General features: G+C 69.4%; 22 protein-coding genes and 1 pseudogene. 6 read left to right on the forward strand and 17 right to left on the reverse strand.

Going from position 1 to position 26,383, the window contains the following annotated elements; genetic code table 11:
* Nucleotides 1-600: 600 nt before the first annotated feature.
* A complete protein-coding gene (locus BL254_RS09940) occupies nucleotides 601-1,398 on the forward strand; it encodes an enoyl-CoA hydratase-related protein (protein WP_047223265.1) in 798 nt (265 codons plus the stop codon).
* A 226-nt stretch (nucleotides 1,399-1,624) separates the two neighbouring features.
* The gene (locus tag BL254_RS09945; protein WP_076843139.1) at nucleotides 1,625-2,530 is read left to right on the forward strand and encodes an SDR family oxidoreductase; all 906 of its coding nucleotides are present in this window, start codon (nucleotides 1,625-1,627) and stop codon (nucleotides 2,528-2,530) included.
* Between the two features lie 197 nt (nucleotides 2,531-2,727).
* Here BL254_RS09945 and BL254_RS29350 read toward each other — a convergent pair whose 3' ends face one another.
* From BL254_RS29350 to BL254_RS10000, 11 genes and pseudogenes are all read right to left on the reverse strand, one after another.
* Nucleotides 2,728-3,543 carry an enoyl-CoA hydratase/isomerase family protein gene (locus tag BL254_RS29350; RefSeq protein ID WP_047223314.1) on the reverse strand — a complete coding sequence of 272 codons (816 nt, stop codon included), beginning with the start codon at nucleotides 3,541-3,543 and terminating at the stop codon, nucleotides 2,728-2,730.
* 129 nt (nucleotides 3,544-3,672) lie between these two features.
* Nucleotides 3,673-4,470: pseudogene (locus BL254_RS29355) on the reverse strand (enoyl-CoA hydratase/isomerase family protein); the annotation flags it as partial.
* A gap of 11 nt (nucleotides 4,471-4,481) precedes the next feature.
* Complete coding sequence (locus BL254_RS09960; protein ID WP_052914628.1) at nucleotides 4,482-4,976, reverse strand: helix-turn-helix domain-containing protein; 495 nt, start codon at nucleotides 4,974-4,976, stop codon at nucleotides 4,482-4,484.
* A 147-nt stretch (nucleotides 4,977-5,123) separates the two neighbouring features.
* Nucleotides 5,124-5,951, reverse strand: coding sequence for an enoyl-CoA hydratase/isomerase family protein (locus BL254_RS09965; protein WP_076843140.1), 828 nt, complete (start codon nucleotides 5,949-5,951; stop codon nucleotides 5,124-5,126).
* Nucleotides 5,952-6,087: 136 nt separating this feature from the next.
* Nucleotides 6,088-6,846, reverse strand: a complete 759-nt coding sequence (locus BL254_RS09970; protein WP_013873381.1) for an SDR family NAD(P)-dependent oxidoreductase — start codon at nucleotides 6,844-6,846, stop codon at nucleotides 6,088-6,090.
* A 90-nt stretch (nucleotides 6,847-6,936) separates the two neighbouring features.
* Nucleotides 6,937-7,866 carry a hydroxymethylglutaryl-CoA lyase gene (locus BL254_RS09975; RefSeq protein ID WP_047223267.1) on the reverse strand — a complete coding sequence of 310 codons (930 nt, stop codon included), beginning with the start codon at nucleotides 7,864-7,866 and terminating at the stop codon, nucleotides 6,937-6,939.
* Nucleotides 7,867-7,925: 59 nt separating this feature from the next.
* Nucleotides 7,926-9,155, reverse strand: coding sequence for an acetyl-CoA hydrolase/transferase family protein (locus BL254_RS09980; protein WP_047223268.1), 1,230 nt, complete (start codon nucleotides 9,153-9,155; stop codon nucleotides 7,926-7,928).
* Nucleotides 9,152-10,354: a thiolase family protein gene (locus BL254_RS09985; protein ID WP_047223269.1), complete on the reverse strand. Its 1,203-nt coding sequence runs from the start codon at nucleotides 10,352-10,354 to the stop codon at nucleotides 9,152-9,154. Before BL254_RS09985 ends, BL254_RS09980 begins: the two co-directional genes overlap by 4 nt.
* Nucleotides 10,354-11,103 (reverse strand): SDR family NAD(P)-dependent oxidoreductase, encoded by a 750-nt coding sequence (locus BL254_RS09990; protein WP_047223270.1) that lies wholly within the window; start codon nucleotides 11,101-11,103, stop codon nucleotides 10,354-10,356. The genes BL254_RS09985 and BL254_RS09990 overlap by 1 nt, the downstream gene beginning before the upstream one ends.
* The gene (locus tag BL254_RS09995; protein WP_047223271.1) at nucleotides 11,103-12,269 is read right to left on the reverse strand and encodes an acyl-CoA dehydrogenase family protein; all 1,167 of its coding nucleotides are present in this window, start codon (nucleotides 12,267-12,269) and stop codon (nucleotides 11,103-11,105) included. The genes BL254_RS09990 and BL254_RS09995 overlap by 1 nt, the downstream gene beginning before the upstream one ends.
* A gap of 74 nt (nucleotides 12,270-12,343) precedes the next feature.
* Nucleotides 12,344-13,462: an acyl-CoA dehydrogenase family protein gene (locus BL254_RS10000; RefSeq protein ID WP_047223272.1), complete on the reverse strand. Its 1,119-nt coding sequence runs from the start codon at nucleotides 13,460-13,462 to the stop codon at nucleotides 12,344-12,346.
* Nucleotides 13,463-13,557: 95 nt separating this feature from the next.
* Between BL254_RS10000 and BL254_RS10005 the strand changes: the two genes are divergently transcribed.
* A complete protein-coding gene (locus BL254_RS10005) occupies nucleotides 13,558-14,328 on the forward strand; it encodes a FadR/GntR family transcriptional regulator (RefSeq protein WP_076843141.1) in 771 nt (256 codons plus the stop codon).
* 55 nt (nucleotides 14,329-14,383) lie between these two features.
* On the opposite strand, the gene BL254_RS10010 is transcribed toward BL254_RS10005, so the two are convergent.
* Both BL254_RS10010 and BL254_RS10015 read right to left on the reverse strand, forming a co-directional pair.
* Entirely contained in the window at nucleotides 14,384-16,321 is a 1,938-nt protein-coding gene (locus tag BL254_RS10010) for an AMP-binding protein (RefSeq protein WP_076843162.1), read from the reverse strand.
* Nucleotides 16,322-16,419: 98 nt separating this feature from the next.
* Nucleotides 16,420-17,595: an acyl-CoA dehydrogenase family protein gene (locus BL254_RS10015; RefSeq protein WP_076843142.1), complete on the reverse strand. Its 1,176-nt coding sequence runs from the start codon at nucleotides 17,593-17,595 to the stop codon at nucleotides 16,420-16,422.
* A 188-nt stretch (nucleotides 17,596-17,783) separates the two neighbouring features.
* Here BL254_RS10015 and BL254_RS10020 point away from each other — a divergent pair, with 188 nt between their 5' ends.
* Both BL254_RS10020 and BL254_RS10025 read left to right on the forward strand, forming a co-directional pair.
* Entirely contained in the window at nucleotides 17,784-18,239 is a 456-nt protein-coding gene (locus BL254_RS10020; protein ID WP_047223318.1) for a MaoC family dehydratase N-terminal domain-containing protein, read from the forward strand.
* Nucleotides 18,236-18,694 (forward strand): MaoC/PaaZ C-terminal domain-containing protein, encoded by a 459-nt coding sequence (locus tag BL254_RS10025; protein WP_047223275.1) that lies wholly within the window; start codon nucleotides 18,236-18,238, stop codon nucleotides 18,692-18,694. Before BL254_RS10020 ends, BL254_RS10025 begins: the two co-directional genes overlap by 4 nt.
* A gap of 133 nt (nucleotides 18,695-18,827) precedes the next feature.
* Here BL254_RS10025 and BL254_RS10030 read toward each other — a convergent pair whose 3' ends face one another.
* From BL254_RS10030 to BL254_RS26960, 4 genes are all read right to left on the reverse strand, one after another.
* The gene (locus tag BL254_RS10030; RefSeq protein ID WP_076843143.1) at nucleotides 18,828-20,498 is read right to left on the reverse strand and encodes an AMP-binding protein; all 1,671 of its coding nucleotides are present in this window, start codon (nucleotides 20,496-20,498) and stop codon (nucleotides 18,828-18,830) included.
* Between the two features lie 143 nt (nucleotides 20,499-20,641).
* On the reverse strand, nucleotides 20,642-21,427 hold the full coding sequence (locus BL254_RS10035; RefSeq protein ID WP_047223277.1) for an enoyl-CoA hydratase/isomerase family protein: 786 nt from the start codon (nucleotides 21,425-21,427) through the stop codon (nucleotides 20,642-20,644).
* Between the two features lie 29 nt (nucleotides 21,428-21,456).
* A complete protein-coding gene (locus BL254_RS10040; protein ID WP_047223278.1) occupies nucleotides 21,457-22,437 on the reverse strand; it encodes a zinc-binding dehydrogenase in 981 nt (326 codons plus the stop codon).
* A gap of 77 nt (nucleotides 22,438-22,514) precedes the next feature.
* Entirely contained in the window at nucleotides 22,515-23,624 is a 1,110-nt protein-coding gene (locus tag BL254_RS26960) for a LuxR C-terminal-related transcriptional regulator (RefSeq protein ID WP_175648337.1), read from the reverse strand.
* Nucleotides 23,625-24,548: 924 nt separating this feature from the next.
* Here BL254_RS26960 and BL254_RS10055 point away from each other — a divergent pair.
* Entirely contained in the window at nucleotides 24,549-26,177 is a 1,629-nt protein-coding gene (locus tag BL254_RS10055) for a long-chain fatty acid--CoA ligase (RefSeq protein WP_076843163.1), read from the forward strand.
* Nucleotides 26,178-26,383: the final 206 nt, after the last annotated feature.

Consider the following 26,383-nt stretch of genomic DNA (forward strand, 5'->3'; position numbering starts at 1 on the left):
TGTTGCCCAGAGGCGAACCGCAGGCGACGACGCTGGCGTCTGGTCGGGTCAACGGTAGGCGGCAGAACTGTGTCCTGCATCACCCATAGGGGAAATCCTCGTACCCCTTGCGGATACATGAGGTACCACCTTAGAAACACGATGTAATCACAATCTCTCCCTACGCTACCAAAAGCTCTGCCGAGGACCACCGACCCATGGCGAGGAAGCCCGCGGCCAGGGAGGCAGTCCCGGCCAGCCCGACAGACCCGGGGGAGTTCTCCCCCGCCGACCGGCGCGCACGAGCGGCGCGACGAGGCTCCGTCGACCGGCTGGTCGACCTTGCCACCGGACCCGTCCGACGACGATCCATCACCTTCGGTGAGGGTGACACCCGCCCGAACCACAGCTCCGGTCCCCCTTTGGAGGTAATTCCCGTCTCCCGTCAGTGGTATTCAAATACCCGGCCCGACGCCGCCTTGAAAAAGGCCGTTCGTGCCAGTACATTTGCCCTCCGGCGCGCCGGCGTTTTCCGGGCGGGCAGCCAGGAAGATCCTGTCATCTACTCCCTGACGAGCAGCGGCCCTGCTCGCTTCCTGATCGAAGAGGGTCATCGGTTCAATGGACGACCAGTTCACTGACGTGACGTACAAGGTCGAGAACGGCCTGGCCTGGATCACCATCAATCGACCGGAACGTTACAATTCGTTCCGGGCCCGCACCGTCGACGAGCTGATCAAGAGCTTCAAGCGCGCCTGGGCCAGCGATGAGGTGGGCGTCATCGCCCTCACCGGCGCCGGCGAGAAGGCCTTCTGCACCGGCGGTGACCAGAAACAGCGTCTGGAGACCGGCGACTACGGGCCGTCGGACAGCGGTCTGTTCGAGGTGGACGCCCTGCACCGGGTCATTCGTGACGTGCCCAAGCCTGTCATCGCGGCGGTGAACGGTTTCGCCATCGGCGGCGGCCACGTTCTGCACCTGTTGTGCGACCTCAGTATCGCGTCCGAGACCGCTCGTTTCGGCCAGAACGGCCCGCGGGTCGGGTCGTTCGACGCCGGTTTCGGCACCGGCTATCTCGCCCGCGTGATCGGTGAGAAACGCGCCCGCGAGATCTGGTTCCTCTGCCGCCAGTACAGCGCCCAGCAGGCCGCGGACTGGGGCCTGGTCAACAAGGTGGTTCCGGCCGACCAGTTGCGGGCGGAGGTCCGCGCCTGGGCGGATGAGATCCTCCTGCTGTCACCCACCTCGCTCAAGGTGCTCAAGCAGTCGCTGAACACCGACACCGAGCACTTCGCGGGAATCGGGCAGCTGGCGTACTCCAACCTCAAGCTGTTCGGTGAGTCCCCCGAGGCCAGGGAAGGTATCACCGCCTTCAACGAGAAGCGCCCGCCGGACTTCTCCGTGTACCGGGGTAACTGAAGTCCCGTCCGCGGCACCGCGGCAAAGCACAGGAACACGACAGCGGTGCCGCGGACGCGGCTTACGGCCCTCATKACCGCGGGCGCGCAGCGGACAGCAGCGCCAACACGGACAAGGCCACCAGAAGCCCCCGAAGCAACCAGAAAAAGCCCCAGGGGGCTCCACCAGGGCCGACAGGACCCCACTAGAGGGCCAACAGAGTCGGCAGAGCCGACAAGGGACACCCATGGCTGACAGCTCGAAGTCCATCTACTCACCCGACGTGCTGCAGGGAAAGCGGATTCTCATCACCGGCGGTGGGACCGGCCTCGGCCGGGGAGTGGCGGCTCACCTGGTGCAGCACGGCGCCGAGGTCCACCTGTGGGGACGCAGGCAGGCCGTCCTGGAGGATGCCGCCGCGCAGGCGTCGGCCTCCCGGCCGGGCAGCGTCCAGGTGCAGACGGTCGACGTGCGCAGGGCAGATCTCGTCGACGTGGCCATCGCCGAGATCTGGGCCCGGTACGGGCCGTTGACCAGCGTCGTCAACAATGCCGCGGCGAACTTCATCGCGCCGACCGCCAGCCTGAGYGCGCGCGCCTTCGAGGCTGTCAGCTCGACCGTGATGAACGGCTCCTTCAACACCACCCACGCCGCCGGCCGCCGGTGGATCGCCGAGGGGCTGCCAGGAGCGGTGCTGTCCATGCTCACCACCTGGATCTGGACCGGCTCCGCGTTCGTGGTCCCCTCCGCGATGGGCAAGGCCGCCGTGCACGCCATGACCATGTCGCTGGCGGTCGAGTGGGCCCGCTACGGCATCCGCGTCAACGCCCTCGCGCCCKGGCCCATCCCGACGGACTACGCCTGGGAGATGCTCAACCCCACGGACAGGAGCTCGGTCGGGGCGACCCAGGCCGACCAGATCCCGATGCGCCGCGTGGGCACCGTCGAGGAACTGGCAAACCTCGTGATCTTCCTCCTGTCGGACGCCTGCGACTACCTCACCGGCGAGACGATCGCGATGGACGGGGGGCAGAAGCTGGCCGGCCCGGGCACGTTCGCGGGCCTGACCACCCTGAGCGACCAGGACTGGGCGGACATTCGCGAGCGCAGCCAGCTGGCGAGCGCGCAGAGCAAGGCCCAGCGCAACGTCTGACGGGTGCCTCCCCTCCTGTCCCTCCTCGAACCTGAAAGAATGCCCCCGGACGGCGATTTTCCGGGGGCGTTCTTTCGTTTTCTCGGCTTCTCGAACTCGCTTTCCCGCTGAAACCTCCCCGTTTTTCGCGCCGCCGGTCCGCCTGCCGGCCAGGCGTCCGACGGCGTGTCCTTCCGACCGTCTCCCTCGGCTGTCCCCTACCGGCCGGTGAACCGTGGCGGCCGGCGTGTCCTGAACGCCGTCAGGGCCTCGGTCATGTCCTCGCCGCGCGTCAGCAGCGCCTGGCCGCGGTTCTCCAGCTCAAGTGCCGCCGCGAAGGAGGCGTTCTCCAGGTTGTGCTGCAGCGCGCGCTTGGACATGCGAATACCGGCGGGCGAGTTGCTGGCGATCTGCCTCGCCACCGTGAACGCCTCCTCCAACAGCGTCTCCGACGGCACGAGCCGGTTCGCCAGCCCGATGCGGACCGCCTCCTCGGCCTCGACGGTACGCACGGTGTAGGCGATCTCAGCCGCCCGGCCGGGCCCGACCAGCCGCGTCAGCTGCCACGAGGTGCCCAGGTCCCCGATGGACAGCCCGAGCCGGACGAACGGGGCGTTGAACTTGGCGGTCGGCGCGACCAGGCGGATGTCCGCGGCGAGCGCGAGGGCCAGCCCGCCTCCCGAGGCCGCCCCGTGGATGGCCGCGATCACGGGGAAGGGAAGGCCGCGGATCGCCGCGAAACCTCCGGCGGCCACCTCCTGGAAACGCAGGAACTCACGCACGCCCATGGTGGCGATGACGCCGATCTCGTCCAGGTCGAAACCCGCGCAGAACGCGCGGTCGCCCGACCCGGTGAGGATCAGCGCCCTGGCGTCGGTGTCCCGCAGCGCGTAGGCGACGGTGTTGAACTCCTCGAACATCTTGACCGTCAGCGAGTTCATCCGGGTGGGACGGTTGACCGTCAACAACACGCTGCCGCCCTCAAGGGGCTCGAGTGTCAGCGTCTCCAACTTCGGTGGCTCGAACTGGAGCATGAAACCGCCTTCCCCACTGTTGGTCCGATCCGTCGTCACCGGCCTGGAAACGGCCGGCCCGGCAACAGCTGGCCCGGCAGCGGYTGGCCCGGGAACAGGAGCGCCGGTGTGCCCCAGCGCGTCGGCGTACTCCTGCCTGAGAGCCTCGAGGGCCGCCGGGATATCGATCTCCTCGTCCCTGGTGAGCACCACCTGGCCGCGGTTCTCCAGCTCCAGGGCGGCCGGGTACGAGGACACCTCCATGTTGGCCTGCAGCGACCGTTTGGACAGCTGTATGCCGCCGGCCGGGTTGGCGCGGATGAGCTCGGCCATGGCGATGGCCTCGGCCAGCAGGCTGTCCGCCGGGACGATCCTGTTGACGAGACCGATCTCCTCGGCCTCCTCCGCTCCGACGAAACGCGCGGTAAAGGCGATGTCGGCGCTGCGTCCGGGGCCGACGATGCGCGGCAGCAGCCAGGAGGAGCCCATGTCCCCGGCGGACAGGCCGATGCGCACGAAGGCGGCGTTGAACTTGGCCGACGGCGTGGCCAGCCGGATGTCGGCGACGAGCACGAGTGACATCCCGCCGCCCGCGGCGGTGCCGTTGATCGCCGCGATCACCGGGATCCGGATCGAGCGGACCGTCGCCAGCGCCCGGGCGGCACGCTCCTGGCGTACGAGCATGCCCATGGGCGACAGGCTCGACAGCTCCTCGGCGTCGTCGAGGTCGTAGCCGGCGCAGAAGGCCCGGTCCCCCGCGCCCGTGATGATCAGGACGCGCGCGTCGAGGTCGCTGTCCACCGCCAGGGCCAGGTCCTCGAGTTCCTCGAACATGCGCACCGTCATCGCGTTCAGCCGCTCCGGACGGTTCAGTGTGGCGACGACGATGCCGTCCGTGGGACGTTCGATCCGGATGGTCTCGAACGCCGTCTCCTCGAGGCTCCCCACAGTTCTTCCCCTCAACTGTTCGTGTGCATCTCGCCACGCGGTAAACGCTGGAACCGGTCGGCAGCGGCGCTGTCCGGCGCCCGCGGGCCCGGGCCGGCCGGCAGCCTGAAGGTTCCCGTCCGATACGGCTGAAGATTGTTCTCCCGCCAGAGGTCGGCGATGAAGGTGTGTGACACCGCGACTCCCTCGGAGCGCTGCAGATACCGCGCCATCGCACGGCTCGACCAGCGCCGCAGCCCGGTCTCCGCGGGAGGTGACTGCCGGGTCAGCGCGAGAATCCTCGCACGCACCCGCCCGTCATGAACAGGCGGCGGCGCGGGCCGCGGCGCGTCGTAAAGTCCCTCGATCCCGAGCCTGGCGAAACGGGCCGGCCACAGGTACACGGTGGGTGGCGACACATGCAGCAGAGCGGCTATCGCGCGGGCCGACATACCTTCGTCCCACCACAGAACCATCCGCGCCCGGTCGGCAACCGCCCGTTCCTCGACCGAACCGCGAACCAGCATAATCAGCTCTGATCGCTGTTCGTCGGTCAACGTATAACGATTCACTGCCATGGAAAAAATCCCGTCAGAATCCGAGGAGCAAATCCACTGCCGTTACGGATACCGGCCCACCCCGACGGCGGGCTGACCGGTCGACCGGGCCGGYTGTCAGACGAATTTCGGCGGACGCTTCTCCAGGAACGCCGCCAGCCCCTCTTTTGCTTCGCCCGACTCGAACAGCTCCTGTTCCTGGGCGACTTCGTAGGCGAAGCCCGCCGGCAGCGGCAGGTCGAACGCGGCGTCGACCGTCCGGACCACGGCGTGCAGGGCGGGCTGTGACAGTCGGCGCAGTTCGGCAGCGAGTTTGAGCGCCTCCTGCTCGGCCTGCCCGTCCGCGACGAGCCGGTCGACGAGGCCGATCGCGTGGGCTTCCGGCGCGGGCACCTGCCTGGCCGTCAGCATGATGTCGAGGGCCCGGCCACGGCCGACGAGCCGAGGCAGCCGCTGGGTGCCGCCCGCGCCGGGGATCAGGCCGAGCCTGGCCTCGGGCAGACCGAGGCGCGCCCCGGCCCCGGCAATCCGCAGCGTGCACGCCATCGCGAGCTCAAGCCCACCGCCAAGGGCCAGCCCGTCAATGGCCGCGATCGTGACGCGGTTCGGCGCGGCAAGTCGGTCGAGCACGCCACGCAGCTCGTTGCCATAGGCCAGGAAGGACTCGGCGTCCACCCCGGACATGTGCTTGATATCCGCGCCGGCGGCGAAGAAACCCGGAATGGCGGACGTGACGACGGTTATGACGTTGCCCGCCGCGTCCAGCTCGTCCAGCGCGGCGGCCAGCCCTTCGATAATGGGTTTGCCGAGCGCGTTCGCGGGCGGCCGCTCCAGCGTCACACGCAGAACGCCGTCCGCCACGCGATCCCATCTGACGGCCGTGTTACCAACGTCGGGCCTACCAGCGTCGGGCCTACCAGCGTCGGGCCTACCAGGGTCGGGCATTGTGCCATCCTCATCAACAGCTCGTGGATCCGCGGTGGCCACGGACACGACCCGTGAAACGGGTGCCGGCCGCCGCCTGCCATCCTGTGTGGATATCTTTCCGGGTGGAACGTCTTCGGCCGGGCCGGCGGGCCGGTCAGGCCATCGTGAGCCCGCCGCTGACCGACAGCGTCTGACCGGTGATGTAGCCGCTGTCGTCGGAGGCGAAGAACGCGACGGCCGCTGCCACGTCGCTCGGCTGCGCCAGGCGGCGCAGGGGCACCGACCGCGTCATTCCGGCGATGACCTTCTCGGCGTCCTGGCCGGCGTTGTCGGCGAACTTGCGCAGGGCGGGCGTGTCGGTGGGGCCGGGGCAGACGGTGTTCGCGGTGACCCCCCTGGTGGCCACCTCGCGGGCGAGCGTCTTGGTGAAGGCGATGATGCCGCCCTTGGCGCCGGAGTACACCGCCTCGAGCGAGGAGCCGACCCGGCCCGCGTCGGAGCCGATGTTGATGATGCGCCCCCAGCCCCGCTCCAGCATGCCGGGTACCACGGTCTTGGTGACCCGCAGCGCCCCCTTGAAGTTGATTTCCAGGATGCGGTCCCAGAACTCCTCGGTGGTGTCGACGAACTTGAGGAAGTCGTCCCAGCCGGCGTTGTTCACGGCGATCTCGACCGGGCCGAGCTCGCCGGTCACCGCCTTCACCCCGGCCTGGACGGAGGCGGTGTCCGTCACGTCCACGTGGACGGCGATGGCCTTGCCGCCGGCAGCGTTGACGGCCGCGGCGGTGGCCGTCGCCGCCTCGAAGTTGAGGTCGGCGACGGCGACCTGGAAACCCCTGGCCCCGAGCGTCCGCGAGATGCCCTCGCCGATGCCCTGCGCGCCGCCGGTGACGAAGGCGACCCGATTGCTCATGTTTGTCTCCGCTGTGCTCGTCGTGTCGTGTGTTCGTCGTGTCGGTGGAAAAGCCGTGCCGCCGGGAAAACCGTGCCGGCGGAAAAGCCGTCAGGCGGCGCTGGACGGCCAGTTGACCGGCCCGGCAATGAGCGAGTGGCTGGTGAGGGTGCGGCCGAGCACCGACTGCGCCTCGCGGGCCGCCTCGATGATCGCGGGCAGCGACAGGCCGGTGGCCACGCCCATCTCGTGGAACATGCTCACCAGGTCCTCGGTGGCGATGTTGCCGGTCGACCCGGCCGGGACGGGGCAGCCACCGAGCTCACCGAAGCTCGACTCGAAGCTGGAGCAGCCGGCTTCCAGCGCGGCGAACGCGTTGGCCAGCCCCTGCCCTCGCGTGTTGTGGAAGTGGGCGGTGACCTCGACGCCGGGCAGCCGTTCGAGCGCCGCGGTGAAGAACTCGCCGGCGTACGCGGGGTTGGCCATCCCGGTGGTGTCACCGAAGCCGACCTCGGTCGCCCCCGCCTCGGCGAACCGCTCCGCGATGTCCAGCACCCGCTTCAGCTCGATCCTGCCCTCGTACGGGCAGCCGAAGGACGTCGCGATGACGGCGGCGCAGCGCAGCCCCTCCGCCCGGATCCGGCCGACCATGACGTCGTTGTCGGCCATCGTCTCGTCGACGGTGCGGTTGACGTTCTTCTTGTTGTGCGTCTCCGACGCGGACACGAAGACCGCGACCTCGTGGAAGAGGTGGCGCACCTTCAGCGCGTTGTCMAGCCCCTTGCTGTTCGGGACGAGGACCATGAGCGACACGTCGTCGGGCACGTCGATGCGCTCAAGTACCTGCACGCCGTCGGCAAGCTGTGGGATCACGTCCGGGCGGACGAAGCTGGCCACCTCGATTCGTTTGAAACCGGCTCGGCCCAGGGCGTTGATGAGCCGGACCTTGTTGTCGGTGGCGATGCGTTCCGGCTCGTTCTGGAAACCGTCCCGTGGGCCGACCTCCCGGATGTGCACACGGTCGGGGCGGTGCGTGCTCATTGTTYGGGCTCCTCTCCGTTCTCCGTGGATCTGTTCCGCCGCGGGCCTGACCGGGCTGCTCAGGATCTGTCCGAGGTAGCCCGCTCGAGGGCTTCCTGATGCTCCGGCGCGGCGATGGCGATCAGGCGCCGGGCACGTTCCACAAGGTCACAGCCACGCAGGTGTGCGGCGCCGTACTCCGTCACGACCACGTCCACGTCCGACCGGGACGTCGTCACCACGCCTGCCTCGAGAGCCGGCCTGATCGTGGACTGAGCCCCGGAACGCGCGCGCAGCGCGATGATGGAACGGGTCCCGGTCAGTGCCGCCGCCCGCGAGAAGTCGACCTGGCCGCCGACCGCCCCGATCAGGACGCCGCGCCGTACCTCGGCTCCGACCTGCCCGGTCAGGTCGACCTCGATGGCCGAGTTGATCGACACCAGCGAACGCAGGTGGGACAGTGTCGCCGGGGCGTGCGTGTAGCTGGCGGGGCGGAACTCGACCGGCAGCTCGACCAGCCGTTCGTACAGTTCGGTGCTGCCGAGCGCCGCGCCGGTGACGATGACGCCCCGGTCGATCTCCTTGCGTGCCCCGGTCAGCACGCCCTTGTCGACCAGGCGCAGGATGCCATCGGAGATCATCCCGGAGTGGAAGCCGAGATCCCGGTGGCCGACGAGACAGTCGAGGACCGCGGATGGAAGCGGACCGACACCCATCTGGAGGGTGTTCCCGTCCTCGACGAGCTGCGCAACGTTGCGCGCGATGGCCTGGTCCGTGCTGTCCGGCGGACGTTCGGGTGCCTGCCGCAGCGGGCGGTCGGTCTCCACCACGGCCGCGAACCGGCTCAGCGGGATCCGTGGCGTGCCGACGGTCGCCGGCATCCGCTGGTTGATCTCGGCGATCAGCACGGGGGTGTGCCGCACGGCGTCGGCGGCGTAGTCCACGCCGACACCGAGCGAGCAGGTGCCGTCGGCGTCCGGCGGCGAGACCTGGACGAAGCCGACGTCACGGGGCAGATGCCCCTCGGCGAACATCCGCGGCAGCGCGGAGTAGTGGCACGGCAGCACGTCGAGGCGCCCGGCGCGGCTGAGCACCCGTAACTCGCCCAGGCCGCCGTAGGAGACCAGACGAAGCGTCTCGGGCAGCTCCCGGGTGAGCCGCTTGTCCCAGCTCAGCCCGCAGAAGGCGCGCCGCGGGCCGAGCCGGTCGATCTGGTCGAGCAGCGCGTGCACCAGCGGCTGCGGTTCCGCGCTCGCCTGGCCCCACCAGACACCGGCACCCGGCGCCAGGTACCTCGTGAGATCGATCATCCGTCGAGCCGCTGCACCAGAGTGGCGGTGCCGAGCCCGCCGCCGCAGCACATCGTGATCAGGCCGAGCTCGGCGTCGCGCCGTTGCATCTCGGCGAGGATCGTGGCAGTCAGGCGCGAGCCGGTGGCGCCGACGGGATGCCCGAGCGCGATGGCCCCGCCGTTGACGTTGACCCGGTCCATGTCGGGCTTGAGCTCGCGTTCCCAGGCGAGTACCACGGAGCTGAACGCCTCGTTGATCTCGATCAGGTCGATGTCGTCGATCGTGAGCCCGTTGCGCTCGAGCAGCTTGCGCGTCGCGGGGATGGGGCCGGTCAACATGATGATCGGGTCGACCCCGACCGTGGTCTGGTCGAGGACGCGGGCCCGGACCTTCAGGCCGTAGCGCTGCGCGGCCGGGCGGGAGGCGAGCAGCACGGCGGCGGCGCCGTCGGAGATCGGTGACGAGCTGCCGGCCGTGATGCGCCCGTCCTCCGGGCGGAAGGAGGGCTTCAGGCCGGCCAGCGTCTCCAGGTTGGTGCCCGGCCGGATGCTCTGGTCGCTGCTACGGGTCTCCCCCGCCAGTTCCAGGGGCACCATCTCGGCGGCGAAGCGGCCCTCGTCGACCGCCGCGACGGCCAGCTGGTGCGAGCGCACCGCGAACTCGTCCATCTCCGTGCGGCTGATCTGCCAGCGGTCCGCGATCAGCTCGGCGCTCTCGCCCTGGTGGACGAAGGAGTACCGGTCGCGCAGCTCCCGCGGCCACGGGTCGCCGTACAGCTCGGAGATCTTGCCCGGCGAGTTGATGGGGACGTGCCCCATGTGCTCGACGCCGCCGGCGATGACCACGTCGTGCGTGCCGGAGCCGATCAGCGCGGCCGCCATGGCGAGCGCGGTCTGCGCCGACCCGCAGCGCCGGTCGAGGGTGACGGCGGGTACCTCGGGCGGGTAGCCGGCCTGCAGCCAGGCGTTGCGCCCGATGTTGCGCGACTGCTCGCCGAAGGGCGCCGTACAGCCGATGACGAGGTCCTCGACCACGTCGGGAGCGATACCGCCGCGGGCGATCAGCTCGGTGTAACAGGCGGCGAGAATCGCGTTGGGGTGGGTGTCGCGGTACCAGCCCCGCTCCGGGTGCGACCTGCCGATGGGTGTGCGGACGGCCTCCGCTATCAGCACCTCGCGGCCGGTGCGCAGGAAGGGGCTCGTGGTCGCCCTGGTCATCACATCACCGTTCCACCGTCGACGGGCAGCACCTGGCCCGTGATGTACGCGGCCGCGTCGGAGGCGAAGAACACGAAACAGCCGGCGATCTCCGCCGGCTGCGCCCAGCGGCCGAGCGGGATTCTCGCCAGCGTCTTCTGCGCCAGCTTCTCGTTGCTGCGGATGTTCTGCGTCATGGGTGTGGCCGCCAGCGGGGCCAGCGCGTTGACCGTGACGTTGCGCCGCGCGAGTTCCTTGGCCAGCGACTTCGTCAGGCCGATGATGCCGGCCTTCGCCGCCCCGTAGTTGGCCTGCCCGATCGTGCCCTGCAGCCCCGCGGCCGAGGTCACGTTGATGATGCGCCCGCTGCCGTCCTCGGGCAGGTACGGCAGGGCGGCCTGGCTGCACACGAAGCTGCCGACCAGGTGGATGTCGATGATCCGGCGGAACGCCTCCTGGGTGAGGTCGGGGAACATCGCCGGTGCGATCGCGCCGGCGTTGTTGACCAGGATGTGCAGGGTGCCGTCGGCGAGCGCCGCCGCGCGCCGGGCGGCCTCGGCGGCGGCCGTGCCGTCGCGGACGTCGAGGGCGAAGGAGTCCGTCGTACCCCCGGTGGCGCGGATCCGTTCCGCCACCGACTTCGCCGCCTGTTCGTCGATGTCGGAGACGAGGACCGCGGCACCCGCGGCCGCGAACGCCTCCGCGACCGCCGCCCCGATCCCGCTGCCCGCCCCCGTCACCAGTGCCGAGCGGCCGTGCAAACCGAACATCAGTAGCTCCTGGGCAGACCGAGAACGTGTGGGCCGAGATAGTTCAGGACCATTTCCTGGCTGATCGGGGCGATCCGCAGCAGCCGCGCCTCCCGGAAGTAGCGCGCGACGGGGTACTCCTCGGAGTAGCCCATTCCGCCGTGCGTCTGCAGCGCCCGGTCGGCCGCCTGGAAACCGGCGTCGGCGCACAGGTACTTGGCGGTGTTCGCCTCCCGGGCGCAGGGCTTGCCCTGGTCGTAGAGCCAGGTCGCCTTGCGCAGCACCAGTTCGGCCGCGTCGAGRTGGGCCAGCGAGTCGGCCAGCGGGAACTGCAGGCCCTGGTTCTTGCCGATGGGACGGCCGAACACCTCGCGCTCGTTGCCGTAGCGGACGGCCTGCCGCAGCGCGGCGCGGCCCAGCCCGAGCGCCTCGGCGGCTATCAGCATCCGCTCCGGGTTCAGCCCGTCCAGCAGGTACCGGAACCCCGCGCCCTCCTCGCCGACCCGGTCCTCCACCGGAATGCGCAGGTCGTCGATGAAGAGCTCGTTCGAGCTGACCGCGTTGCGCCCCATCTTCCTGATCGGCCGGATGTCGACCGCGTTGCGGTCGAGGTTGGTCAGGAAGAGGGTCATGCCGTCGGTCTTCTTCTTCACGTCCTCGTACTTGGTCGTCCTGGTGAGCAGGAGGACCTTCTCGGACTCCAGCGCCTTGGAGATCCACACCTTGCGCCCGTTGACCACGTAGTGGTCGCCGTCCCGGCGGGCGAACGTGGTGATGCGCGTGGTGTCGAGCCCCGCGCCCGGCTCGGTGACCCCGAAGCACACGTGCAGGTCGCCGTTGACGATGCGGGGCAGGTTGCGCTGCTTGAGCTCTTCCGAGCCGTGGACGATGACCGGGTGCATCCCGAAGATCGACAGGTGCATCGAGCTCGCGGCGTTCATGCCGCCGCCGGACGCCGACACCTCTTCGAGCAGGATCGACGCCTCGGTGATACCGAAGCCGTGACCGCCGTACTCCTCGGGCGTGGTGATCCCCAACCAGCCGCCCCTGGCGAACGCGTCGTAGAACTCGGTCGGGAACTCGTGTGCGGAGTCCTTCTCTAACCAGTACTGATCGTCAAACTTGCTCGCGAGTTCGGCGACAGCTTTGCGGATCGTCGCCTGGTCCTCTGTCAGGTCGAAGTCCACGGCAGGTCTCCTGTTCGGCCAGGCACGACAGCTTTTGGATGGAGCGTATCAAAGGACAGACCAAAAAGTCTGTATCAGCTGACGGGCAGCAGAGGCAGTGCCGCGGCCAGCCGCTCGTTCCACACGCCCGGCGCGCCGAAGAGCCGTTTGTTCAGCTTTGCCCGCTTGTAGGCGAGCTGCAGTTCGTGCTCCCAGGTGTAGCCGATGGCGCCGTGCATGGTCAGCGCACTGTCGGCCGCCTGCTCACCAGCGGCCGTGACCTGCGCCTTCGCGGTCGCCGCGTGCAGCGCCGCATCCTCGTTCCCCTGGTCCACGGACGCGGCGGCGAAGTAGACGATGGACCGGGCTGCCTCGACCGAGACCAGGATGGAGGCAGCCGCGTGCTTCACCGCCTGGAACGAGCCGATCGGGACCCCGAACTGCCGCCGCTGCTTGCTGTACTCCACCGCGAGACGCAGCATGCGCTCCGCGGCCCCGAGACTGTCGGCAGCGACGAGAACGGCCGCCCGCAGCGCGGCCTGGGCGAGCACCCGCTCGGCGTCGACGTCCAGCCGCCGGGCGGGAACGTCGGCGAGATCCACATCCGCCACCGAGCGGCTGCGGTCCAGCAGTTCGCGAGCTCTGATCCCCACACCCTCGGTGTCGACGTCGACCAGGAACAACGCCCGCCCCGCGGCCGTGCTCGCCGGAACGACCAGGTACCGGGCGCGGTCCGCGCCGAGGACCGACCGTACGGTGCCGCGCAGGACTCCGATCTCCTGGCCGTCCAGGCCGTCCAGGCCGACCCGGTCGGCCTCCACCTGGACAACCGGGCCGGGCTCGTCCGGCGGCCTGTCGGCGTCCACGGCGAGAGCCGCGAAGCTACCGTCGGTGAGCACCGCGGCGGCCCGCCCCGGCAGGCCGGTCAACGCCTCGACGGCGAGCACCGACGCCGTCCACGCGCTGGACGGGGCGCTGTGACGCCCCAGCCGCTCGGCCGTGAGCGCGAGCTCCAACAGGCCGCCGCCCTGGCCGCCGTACTCCTCCGCGAACCCCACGGCCAGCCAGCCCTCCGAGACGAACAGCCCCTCGAAGGTGGCGGCGTCACCGGCGCCGAGCCAGTTGTGCACGGTCTCGGCGGGGGCAAAACGGTCCAGCCACTCGCCCAACGAGTCCCGGAACATCTCCTGCTCGTCGGCCAGATCCCACCGCATGCCCGCTCCTGTCATGCTCGTCCATGATTGCCCTGCGCACGATGTTCGGATGGTAACTTAGGTCTGACCAATAGACCATCGATAGAGAGAATCACATGGCCGACGCGTTGAAGAAGGATCGATCGGCGATCCGGCTCGCTCCCATGGAGGTCCCCAAGRCATCGGACGTGCTGGCGAACGAGCTTCGCGAGCGCATCCTCACCGGCGAGTTCACCGAGGACACACCGCTTCCACCAGAGCGTGAGCTGGTCACGCAGACCCGGATGAGCCGTTCAACCGTCCGGGAGGCCCTGCGCATCCTTGAGGTTCAGGGCCTGGTCCGGATCAAGGCCGGTCGGGCCGGTGGCGCCTTTGTCCAGCGGCCGAGCAAGGACGCGGTCGAGACCTCGGTGAGCCTGGTGATCAGAGGCCAGCAGATCCGRCTGGCCGCGCTGCTGGAGACCCGCGAGGCCATCGAGCCGTTCTGCGCCCAGCTCGCCGCCCGGTACCGCACGGAGGACGACCTGAAGGTGCTCGATGCCGCCAACGAGGCCATCGCCGACACCGGCAGCACGCTGGCGGCGTTCCTGCAGGCCAACGTCGACTGGCACGTGGGCGTGGCCACCGCCAGCCACAACGAGTTGCTGATCGGCCTCATGACCGCCCTGTCGCGGGCGATCTACACGGCCACCGAGAACGAGCGGTTCATCAACGACGAGGTGCGACGGCTGGCGGCGAAGGCGCACGTGTCCATCACCAGGGCCATTCGCGCGCGGGACCCCGAGGCCGCGGTACGCCGGATGAACCGTCACGTCCACTCCTACGCCCAGGCGGTCCTCGAGGTCGAGGAACGCACCGAGATATCGGTTCCCAACAACGGGGCGTGACAGGCTCTMGTCAGCCTGCCACGGCCCCGTCGTCACACGCCGGTCCATACCGGGCTCAGGCGTCCAGCCCGACCGCCGCGCGGATCTCCTCCACCGCGTCCGGGTTCTCCGCGCCGGAGAGGTCCCCGGGATCCCGGCCCAGGGCCRCCGCCCGCACCGCGCGCCGCAGTATCTTCGCCGACCGCGTCTTGGGCAGTTGCGACACCCGCCGGACCAGCCCCGGGGCGAAGGGCTTGCCGAGCTCGGCCGCGACCATCTCCCGCAGCTGCGCCGAGACGTCCTCCGTCGCGTCCGGACGGGGAACCCAGAACGCCCAGACGGCCTCGCCCTTCTTCGGGTCCGGGACGCCGACCGCCGCCGCCTCGGCCACCGCCGGATGGGTGATCATGACAGATTCGACCTCGGCCGGTGCCAGGCGCTTGCCCGCCACGTTCATGACGTCATCGGAGCGGCCCAGGATGAACCACTGCCCGTCCTTGTCGACCAGGGCGAAGTCGCCGTGGCGCCACAGGCCGGGGAAGGTCGACCAGTACGCCTCAAGATAGCGGGCCTCGTCCCGCCACACCCCGCGCGTCATCGCCGGCCAGGGCTGACGGCACACCAGCTCGCCGACCTCACCGCGCACCGGCTGTGCCCGGTCGTCCACCACGTCGACGTCCATGCCCAGCGACGGGCCGCCCAGCGAGCAGCTGCGGATGGGCTCGACCGGGTACGGCGCGAGGAAGGATCCGCCGACCTCGGTGCCGCCCGAGAAATTGATGATCGGGACCCGCCCTCCGAAGACGTCCCTGRCCAGCCATTCGTAGGAGTCGGGGTCCCATGGCTCGCCCGTCGAGCCGAGCACGCGCACCGACGACAGGTCGAAGTCGTCCAGCGAGATCTTCTCGCTGGAGCGCAGCGTGCGGATCAGCGTCGGCGAGACCCCGAGCATGGTGACGCGGTGCCGGTCCACCAGGTCCCACAGGCGGTTGGTGTCGGGCACGTCGGGCGAGCCCTCGTAGAGCAGCAGCGTCGCGCCGTTGGCGTGCGTCCCGAAGATCGACAATGGGCCCATGATCCAGCCCATGTCCGTCACCCAGCAGAACACGCCTCCCGGGCCGACGTCGAAGGAGTAGGCGACCTCGCTGGCCACCTTCACCAGGAAGCCTGCGTGAGTGTGGACGGCGCCCTTGGGCCGGCCCGTCGTCCCGGAGGTGTACGCCAGCAGCAGGGTGTCGGTCGCACGCAGCGCCTCGGCCTCGCCAGCGCCATCCGGGCCGGCGTTACCCGGGCCGGCGTCATCCGGGCCGGTGAGCAGGTCGCTCCACTGGACATCCCTGGTCGCGGAGGTCTCCGGGGCGTCGTCGAGGTTGCCGACGACGACGACGTGCTCCACCGTCGGGCAGGACCGCAACGCCTCGTCGAGCAGCGGTTTCATGGCCACCGCGCGGCGGCGCCGGATGGTGCCGTCGGCGACGACGACCGCCCTGGCGTCGGCGTCCTGGATACGGGAGGCGATGGCGGAGGGTGYGAACCCGGAGAACAGCGGCACCAGGACCGCGCCGATGCGGGCGACCGCGTAGGAGGCGACGACGGCCTCGGGGATCATCGGCAGGAACAGGGCGACCGCGTCGCCCCTGCCGATCCCGAGCCGGCGCAGGCCGGCGCTGACCCGCTCCACCTGCCGGGTGAGCTCACGGTAGGTCACCGTCGTGGTCGTGCCGTCCTCGGCCGTGTGGATGACGGCCGGCCGGTTCGCGACCGAGGCGTCACCGTCCCAGCGCCCCAGGCAGGCGTCGACGATGTTGAGCTCGCCGCCCACGAACCAGTCGGGATGCTCGATACCCGCGGAGATGTCGACCACCTGCGAGTACGGCGTGCGGAAGGGCAGGCCCAGGTCCTTGACCACGGCGTCCCAGTACCAGCCGATGTCGCGCACCGAGCGCTCGCGCAGCTCGGCCAGCGATGACAGGCCGTGCGCCCGCGCCAGCCGGGTGACGTTGGCGTTCTCGATGTACTCCGAGGTGGGGGTCCAGGTGTACCCGGCCCCGGCGTGTTCGGTCCCGGTGTGCCCGGTCCCGGTGTGCTCGGTCCCAGTATGCTCGGTCACGGTCAGCTCCGGGGCATGTCGAGGATACGCTCAGCGACGATGTTGCGCTGGATGAAGGTGGATCCGCCGGCGATCGCGGTGCCGCGGGCCTGGTAGGCCAGCCGGAGCCAGCGCGTGCTGTCCAACTGCCTGTCATCCGGGGAGAACTGGCCGCCCAGCGGCTCCAGCGAGAGCCGGAAGTCGGCCAGATCCTCGACGAGCGGGCAGAAGTAGAGCTTGCCGATCGAGGTGACCGGCCCGGGCGGGCCGTCGGCGGCGGCGAGCGTGACCACCCGCTGGCCGATGAGATAGTGGATCAAGGCGCGCCCGTAGAGGTCGGCGACCTTCTGGCGGATCGCCGGGTCCTCCCCCAGCGGGCGCCCGTCGTCGCCGGTGCGCCGGCTGATGTCGGCGATGATGGTGTCGACGGCGCGCTTGGTGTTCACCCGGCCGGTGGCGATGGCGACCCGCTCGTAGGACAGCGTGGCCATCGCGACCCGCCAGCCGCCGTCCACCTCGCCGACGACCCTGTCGTCCGGGACGAAGAYGTCGTCGAGGAAGACCTCGTTGAACTCGGCCTCACCCAGCATGTGCGCGAGCGGACGGATGGTGACGCCGTCGGCGTCCATCGGCAGCAGGAAGTAGGTGATCCCCTTGTGGCGCGGCCCGCCGCCGGTGCGCGCGAGCAGGATGCCGTTGGCGGCGAGGTGCGCCCGGCTGGTCCAGATCTTCTGGCCCTGGAGCAGCCAGCCGCCGTCGACCCTGGTCGCCCTGGTCCGCAACGACGCCAGGTCCGAGCCTGCCTCCGGCTCGGAGAAGAGCTGGCACCAGATCTCCTCGCCGGTGAGGATCGGCCGCAGGAAGCGCTCCTTCTGCTCGTCCGTGCCGAACTCGATGATCGTCGGACCCGCGAGGTCCTCACCGATGATGTTCAGCCGTTCGGGGACGCCGGCGCGGTCGGTCTCCTCGGCGAAGACCGCGCGTATTTTCGCGTCGGCGCCACCGCCGCCGTACTCCTTCGGCCACGACAGCCCGGCATAACCGGCGTCGAACAACAGACGTTGCCACTGCCGCCAGAACGGCAGCTTTTCGACCAGATCGGCCGGCTCCGGCCAGGGAAGGCGCGGAAGTGCCGTCGCCAGCCATTCCCGGACCTCGGCGCGGAAGTGTCGTTCCCCTGGCGAGTCCGCAAGATCCATACTTGCACCCCTCATCCGCGATTGATGCGATGGTACTATAGGTCAGACCGAAAAGGGGTTTTCGCGGTGACCACATGCACGGTGACCACATGCACGGTGGCTACTTACATGGTGACCACTTGCACAGCGGCCGCTGGCACGGGGAGGACTTGCGCGGTGGCGGCTTTCACGGTGGCGAGGAACAACGGGTGAGCGACGGGAAACTCATCGGCACGGTCGTGGACGAGATCGCCTTCGACGTCGAGCGCGGCAAGATCTGGGAGTTCGCCCGGGCGACGTTCACCACGGACCCCGTGCACACGGACGCGGACGCCGCGCGCGCCGCGGGTTTCGACGATCTGCCGGCCACCCCGACCCACGTCGTCGTCGTCGGGCACTGGCGTGACCAGCGCGCCTTCGTCGACAGGCTCGGCCTGGCCCTCGAGCGTGTGGTCGTGGGCTCGGTGCGCTGGCAGTACCTGCGCCCGCTGCGGGCCGGGGACTCGCTGCGCGCCGTGCGCCGCGTCGTCGGCGACGAACGCCGCGACGGGAAACGCGGCGGCTCCATGCGCGTCGTGACACTGGAAACCGAGTATGTCGACGCCACGGGAGCACCGGTCGTCCGGCAGCGGGATGTGCTCATCGAGCGAGGAAAGAGCGCATGAGTCACCCTGTTCGGGCCAGGCAACCCATTCGGGCCGCGGTCGGGGACACCCATCCGGCCCGGGAGATCGGGCCGCTCACGCAGACCGACATCGTGCGTTTCGCCGGCGCGGGCGGCGATTTCAACCCGTTGCACCACGATCCCGAGTTCGTGCGCTCGAGCGGCTTTCCCGGTGTCATCTCGATGGGGCAGCTGCAGGCCGGGATGCTGGCCGGCTGGCTGTCGGACTGGCTGGGCGTGGAGCACCTGCGGGAATTCGAGGTGCGTTTCGTCGCCCCGGTTTTCCTCGGCGACGTACTGCGCCTGTCCGGTGAAATCGTCGCGGTCGACGGGCCGGGCCCCGCCTCGGCCGCCGCGCCGGTCACGGAGTCGGTCGCCGAGATCGCCCTGTCGGTGCGCCGGGGCGACGACACGGTGGTACGGGCCAGCGCGAAGGCCGTCGTCGCCTCGTCCTGAGGTCGCCGCGGCCCGCGCCGGCCCACCACTCCCCACACCGGCGGCCACCGCCGGTGGCCGCCACGCCGCTGTCGGGGCGTCCCCCGCGGAGCTCCGCTCGGCGCTGAGCGGGATCCGCGGGAGACGCCCCGGCTCACGCCCCGAGCTTCTCGGCCCTGAGCTTCTCGGCGATGTCGGCGCGCAGGACGTGTTTCTGGACCTTGCCCGTCGCGGTCATCGGCAGCCGCGAGACGATCTCCAGGCGCTCGGGCACCTTCTGGATGGCCAGCCCCCGGCCGAGCAGGTAGGCCCGCACGTCCTCCAGCGTCAGCGGCTCGTGCCCCGCGGCGAGCACGAGGTAGCCGCACAGCCGCTCCCCCAGCCGCTCGTCCGGCATCCCGACGACCGCGACATCGCCGATGGCCGGGTGGGCGGTGAGCAGGTCCTCGACCTGGCGGACGCTGATGTTCATGCCGCCGCGGATGACGATGTCCTTCAGCCGGCCGGTCACCCGGACGTAGCCGTCGGCGTCCATGACCCCCAGGTCGCCGGAGCGCGAGTAGCCGTCCGGGGTGAACAGGGCGGCGGTCTCCGGTGGGTTGTTGATGTACTCGAGCATGTGGCTGGGCCCGCGGAAGGCGATGTCGCCCTCCTGGCCACGCGGCACCTCGTGGCCCGCCTCGTCGACGATCCTGATCGAGGTGCCGGGYAGCGCCGACCCGTCGGAGGTGATCGAACGGGTCGGGTCGTCCTCCACCGTGCACATGGTGCTCACGGCGTTCTCCGTACGGCCGTAGAGGCTCAGTATCTGGCAGTTCGGCAGCAGGTCACGGGCCCGTTCCACGAAGGAGCCCGGTATGGGCGCGCCCGCGGAGACCCAGATCCGCAGACTGCTGGAATCGTGCTGGTCGGGGYCGTAGACGTCGATGAGCATCTGCAGGAACGTCGTCGCGGTCACCGAGACGGTGCAGCGGAACTTACCGATCTGCTGCAGCCCCGCGCGGGGCTCCCACACGTCCATCAGGTGGGAGGCGGCTCCGTGGATCAACGGTATGAGGAGGCTGGTGATGAACCCGGTGGTGTGYGTGATGGGCGACGGGCCGAACTGGACGTCGGACTGGCGGTAGCCGAGACCCTTGCCGAGCAGCCGCGAACCGCCAGCGAAGGTGTTGAAGGTGTGCAGGCAGCCCTTGGGGTTGGACGTCGTGCCCGAGCTGTAGACGATCACGAAGGGGTCGTCGGCGCCGACACCCGCGCCGAGTTCCTCGGCCGTGGGCACCGGGCCGGTGGCCGCCAGCAGCGACTCGAAGGGGATCACCGTGTCGCGCTCGTCGGAGGAGCTCCCCCGCACCACGACGATCTTCTCCAGGCTCGGGCTGTCGGCCTGGAGCTTGGTGTACATGTCGAGGTAGTCGAAGTTGCGGAACTTCTCGCTGGTGACGGCCAGCCGGACGCCACCGTCGCGCAGGATGTAGCCGACCTCCTCGTTCCGGTAGATCGGCATGATCGGTATCGCGATGGCGCCGAGCCGTGACAGCGCCACCACGACCTGCACGAATTCCGTCCAGTTGGGGAGCTGGACGCTGACGCGGTCCCCCCTGCCGACGCCGAGGCGCCGCAGGCTGGCCGCGAGGCGTAACCCGGTGTCCCGCAGTTCCTGGTAGCTCAGGGACGCGCTGTTGTCCGTGACGAACACTTTGTCGGGCTGCTGGGAGGCCTGCGCCTCCAGGACGTCGAACAGGGTTTCCGCACGCCATACACCGGTGGCGTAGTAGGTGGCGATGTCGTCGTGCGAGTAGCGGTCCGTCACCGTTGTGAACATCATCGTGATCTTCCTCGTCGTCAACAGCTACCGTGCCCCAGGTCACACCATTTCAGTCAACCTTAGAATGGTTAGACCAAAAAGGCAACGAGTTGGAGCCGAACGCCGACGACGGGTCAGAACTGGACGATCTCGGAGTCAGACGATCACCGCATCTTCCACTCGGGAGCCCGCTTCTCCCGGAACGCCCGCACCCCCTCGACGAGGTCCTCGGTGGTGAAGGCCAGCGCGAGCTGGGCCTGCAGCACGTCCAGTGCCTCGCCGAGCGCGAGGTCCCGGGTGGCGTTGATGGCGTCCTTACCGAGCCTGATCAGCAGCGGCGACTTCGACGCCAGCTTGCGCGCCCAGGCCCGGACGGTGTCGTCGAACTCGGCGTCGGGCACCACCGTGTTCACAATGCCCAGGTCACGGGCTTCCGAAGCGCTGATGAGCTCACCGAGCAGCATCAGCTCGTTGGCCTTGAGCCGACCGACGTTGCGGTAGATGAGAGCCGAGATCATGAAGGGGAACGCGCCCACGTTGATCTCCGGGCAGCCGAACCGGACCGACTCCTTCGCGATCACCAGGTCGCAGGCCAGCGCCAGCCCGAACGCCCCCGCGAGCACGTCGCCGTTGGCGGCGCAGATCACCGGCTTGCCCAGGGCCCCGATCAGCTTGAACAGGCGCGGGAAGCGGTCGAGCCCGGTGTACTTGGTGATCGTCGGACGGTCGTCGGCGAACGCCTTGAGGTTGCCGCCCGCGGAGAAGATCCGCTCATGCGACGAGGTGAGCACCGCGACCCGCACGCCAGTGTCGGTCTTTGCCTCCTCCAGCGCGCCCAGGAGATCATCGAGGAGCTCGTCGCTGAGCGCGTTGCGGGTCTGCGGGTGATCCAGTGTCACGAGGGCGACGCCGTGGTCATCGACCTCGTAGCGGACGAGCTTGTCTGTCATCGGCGTTGTCCCTTCCCGGTACGGGGTGTTCAGTCCTGTGTCAGGACGATCTTTCCGAACCCGCCACCCCGCTCGAGGTACTGATGCGCCTGGTCGGCCTGGTCGAGCGGAAAGACCCGGTCGATGACCGGGGGCGCCACCCGCCGGGACGTCAGTAGCTCCAGCAGCCCGGCGAAGTCGCGGGGACCACCCATTGTGGTACCGAGCAGGTCGAACTGCCCGAAATAGAAGTGCCGTACGTCGATGCGCGCCTCCTGCGCGCGCGACGCGCCGAGAACCACCAGCCGGCCGCCCGGCCGCAACGCCTGGATCGACTCCTGCCAGGTGCCCACCGAATCCAGCACGAGGTCGAAGCCCCTTCCCCCGGGTGAGAGCTCCCTGGCCGCCTGTGGCCAGTCGGGATCGGTGTAGAGCACGCCGCCGCCGGCTCCGAGCCCACGAGCAGACTCGATCTTGCCGACCGAGGACGAGGTGACCGCCACCGAGGCGCCGATGCCGACCGCGAGGCTGACCGCCATCGTGGCGACGCCGCCACCGGCGCCGAGCACCAGGGCGGACTCCCCGGCACGCAGCCGGCCGCGGGTGAACAGCGCGCGATAGGTGGTCAGCCCCACCAGCGGCAGGGCAGCCGCCTGCGGCCAGCTGAGCCCGGCGGGCTTCGGCACCACACATTCGACGGGCACCCGCACCAGTTCGGCATAGGTGCCCGGCCGGTGGTCGCCGAGGATCTCCCAGGACGCGCCCGGCGCGCTGTCGTCCCCACCCCACCACAGCGAGGGCACGATCACCACTTCCTCGCCGGTGTCCACCCGTACGCCCGCGCCGTCCGCGCCGAGCACGTGCGGCAGCGGGGAGTGGTACCTGCCCTGCCGGACCAGCACGTCGTGCCAGTTCAGGGCGCTGGCCCGCAGCCGCACCGTGGCCCACCCGGGCTCCGGCCGCGGGTCGGGGAAGTCGGCGAACCGCAGGTTGCCCGCCGGGCCGAACTCGTCGAGGACAACCGCGCGCACCCTACCTCCAGAACCCCAACTAAAGGTCTGACCATTGGACCCTAGTGCTGGCGGGCGCGGGGGTGCAAGCGGCCCCGCTACAGGTGGTTCTGGCCGATCGTCAGGCGCAGGTACTGGGAGATGGCCTCCGCGCGGTTCTCCGCGCCCAGCTTGCGCAGGATGCGCTTCACGTGCGACTTCACGGTACCGTTGGTGATCACGAGTTTCTCGGCGATCCTGTTGTTCGTCGCGCCCGTCGCCATCAGCGTCAGTACCTCGAGCTCGCGGCCCGTGAGCGACTCCATCTTCGACGAGCGCGTGGTGTGCARCAGCCGGGTGGGCCGGGTGGCGGCGAGCGCGGTGGCGTGCTCCCGGCTGGCGAGGTCGATCTCGGCGCCGGCGAGGTCGTCCAGCACCGACTCGACGGTCTGCATCGCGCTGCGCACCTGCTCGCGCTGGTCACGCAGCCGCCCCAGCAGCACGGCACGCTCGAAGATCTGCCCGAAACCCTCGGCGAAGGCCCACAGGATGTCCCGGTCGAGAGCGGACACCTGCTCGGACTTGTAGTCCGCGTGCAGGAAACCGATCACCCGGCCGGTCGGCATGAGCGGCGCCGCGACGTAGGAACGCAGCTCGGAGGCGTCCAGGAGCGGGCGGTAGACCCGCCGGTCGTGCGCGCCGTCGGTGACCAGCGCCGGTTCACACCGCCGCACCATCTCGCTCTCGAGTAGCAGATGATCGAGGTGGATCTCCGGGATGGCGCTGATCCACTTCCGGAAGGTCCGCTCCACCTCCTGGTCTGTGACCGCGTAGCTCTTCCACGGCCGCCACACCGAGCCCTCGACCCGGRAGAGCATCACCCGGTCGAAACCGCAGCTGTGCACGACCGACTCGCACACACGGTTCAGCAGCTCGTCCGATTCATGTACTTTTCGCAGCTGGGCCAGGCCGGCGTCGAGCATGTCCAGGCGTTGTAGGCGCTCGTGGACGAGGAAGTCGTGGATCTCGTAGCGGATGGTGTGCAGTCCCGCCAGCGCCGTGCTYACGTTGACGAGCGAAGCACCGTCCGGGTACTTCGCGGGTGAGACGAGCCGGTCGCGGAGCAGGCCACTCATGACCGCGAGTTGCCCGTCGACAGCGCTGAGGTCGTCCGCGGGCCTGCGGGCGATGTCCCGTCCGGCGCCACCGACCAGCTGATCGGCGGTCACCAGCAGTTCACGCGCACAACGCATCAGGTCAGGCCGCCGACGCGTCCCKACCGGAACCATCGCATCCGCGGCGTCCCGGGGGTCTCTTCCCTTCGGTGGAGTCATCGCTGCCAGATCCAGTTCGTAAGGGCGTACCGCACCGGCCTGCGCACCGAACCGGTGTGGCGTGTGGCATGTAAGTCTAGGCCCGACCGATCGGTTTAGGCCTGACCAATCCCGGATTAGGTCTGACCAATCTTCACGGCTGACGAACCCCCGAGGTGGCCCGCCCCACCCCGCCAGCGCCGGCTCATCGCCGGCCCGTTCCGGCCAGCGATGGCGTGCGCGGCTCTGCCGCCAGGGGCTTCCGACGGCGAGAACAAGCCCGTCGATGTACACGATCGTGGACTTGCGGTGACAAAAAGGGCGGGCCGCGAGGGGCGACGGGAGAACCGCCGATGGGGACGGCAGTGGCGGCGCTTCGCGGGACCGGTCCGCGGGCGGGRCCTCGAGCGGCGCAAAGACGCAGGTCAGGGCCGTGTGAACAGGCTGCGGGGCCACGACGCGCGCACCCCGCTCCGGTACGGACGGGCTTTTCCGAAGGAGAAACCCGGGAGAAGGCATCATGAATGTCTCCGTGAACCGCGACCCGCGTGCYGGGCATGGGTAGTAGTTGCTTGCTGCATGCTTGCTACTTGCTTGCTCTACCCGCGGTCTTCGACCTTGCGGATGACGCCGACCAGGTGACATTGTTGTATAGCCGACCGGATGACGGCCTGCGTTCTTCCGTGCAACGCGCGACATCGATGTGCCCGATGTCCGCCATCGTGATCGAGGAGTGAACAGGTGCGCCCTGCCGTTGCCGAAGCGGTTCCGGCCGGCCCGTCCATGGTGGTGTCCCCACTCGCGACCCAAAGCCGGGCCTGACGAAAAAGGATGTACGCTGTGCGAAGCACGATGCAGGACTTCCCTCTGACGGTGCGTTCGATAGTGGCGCACGGTGTCTCGGTCCACGGCGATCACGATGCGCGGACCGTGATCGCACCAGGCCAGGTCAGCCGTGTCACGTATGCCGAGATCGGTGCGCGAGCCGCCCGGCTGGCAGGTGCCCTGCGCCGGCTCGGCATCGTCGGGGACCAGCGGGTGGCGACCTTCCAGTGGAGCAACCAGCAGCACCTCGAGGCGTACGCGGCCGTACCGGCGATGGGAGCCGTGCTGCACACGCTGAACATCCGCCTGGCCGCCGAGCAGGTGGCCTACATCGCCAACCACGCCGAGGACCAGGTCATCATCGTCGACGATTCCCTGATCCCATTGCTGGCCGGGGCCCTGCCGAAGATAGACAGCGTGCACACGGTGCTGGTGAACGGCGACGGGGACACCTCCGCCCTGGAGGATGCCGGCAAGCAGATTCTCCGGTACGAGGAGGTCCTTGCCGCCGAGCCCGAGGAATTCGACTGGCCGGCCGTTGACGAACGCGACGCGGCTTCGATGTGCTACACCAGCGGCACGACGGGCAACCCCAAAGGAGTGGTTTACAGCCACCGGTCGCTGTGGTTACATTCGCAGGCTGCCTGCACCGCGCAGGGTTTCAGCATCAACGCTGACGACACGATTCTCACCATCGTGCCGATGTTTCACGCCAACGCCTGGGGCCTGCCGTACGCCGCTCTGATGAGTGGTGCCAATCTGCTGCTGCCCGGGCCCTTCCTGCAGGCCCAGACGCTGGTCGGGACCATCGATCAGGAACGCCCGACCGTGTCGGGAGCCGTTCCCACCATCTGGAACGACATCCTGAACCACCTGCGGAACAACCCCGGACCCGACCTGTCCTCGTTGCGTCTGGTGCTGTGCGGCGGATCGGCGGTGCCGCGCTCGTTGATGGAGGCCTTCGACAAGGAGTTCGGCGTCCGGATCCTGCATGCCTGGGGGATGACGGAGACCTCTCCGCTGGCGGCGATCGCCCGGCCGCCGGCCGGCCTCGACGAGGAGGAGACGATGCGCTTCCGGGTCACCCAGGGCAGGCCGATCGCGGGTGTAGATCTTCGCATCGTCGACGACAACGGCATCGAACTGCCCGCGGACGGGAAGTCGATCGGCGAGCTCGAGGTCCGCGGGCCCTGGGTCACCGGAGGCTACTACCGCGACGACGACCCGGAGAAGTTCCACGACGGCTGGCTGCGTACCGGCGACATCGGCAGAGTCGACCCCCTGCACTACGTCACGCTGACCGACCGGACGAAGGACGTCATCAAGTCGGGTGGCGAGTGGATCTCCYCGGTCGAGCTGGAGAACACGATCATCGGCCATCCGGGCGTGCTCCAGGCCGCCGTCATCGGCGTGCCCGACGAGCGGTGGCAGGAGCGTCCGCTCGCGGTCGTGGTGCTGCGGGACGGAGCGAGCGTGACGGCCGAGGAGCTGCGGACGTGGCTGACGGGCAGGGTCGCGAAGTGGTGGCTGCCGGAGAACTGGTCGTTCGTGGACGCGGTCCCGCTGACGGCGACCGGCAAGTACGACAAGAAGGTGCTGCGCCGCCAGCACGCGGACCAGCTTCTGACAGTACAGACCATCTGACGCCGCCAGGGCGACGGACAGGCGACGTGCACCGGTACACCGCGAGGTAGCGGGACGGCTGTGGGAACCCGGGGGCCGTGATGCGGACGGCCGCACCCCGGGCCATGGGGTACGCGGTGCCAGGGATCATCCCTGACACCGCGACCCTGTTTGTTTGTCCGCTCGTCCGCCGCCCGCAGGACGCCGGGACGCCGGGACGCCGGGAC

The organism is Protofrankia sp. BMG5.30, assembly GCF_001983005.1.
Classification (GTDB): domain Bacteria; phylum Actinomycetota; class Actinomycetes; order Frankiales; family Frankiaceae; genus Protofrankia; species Protofrankia coriariae.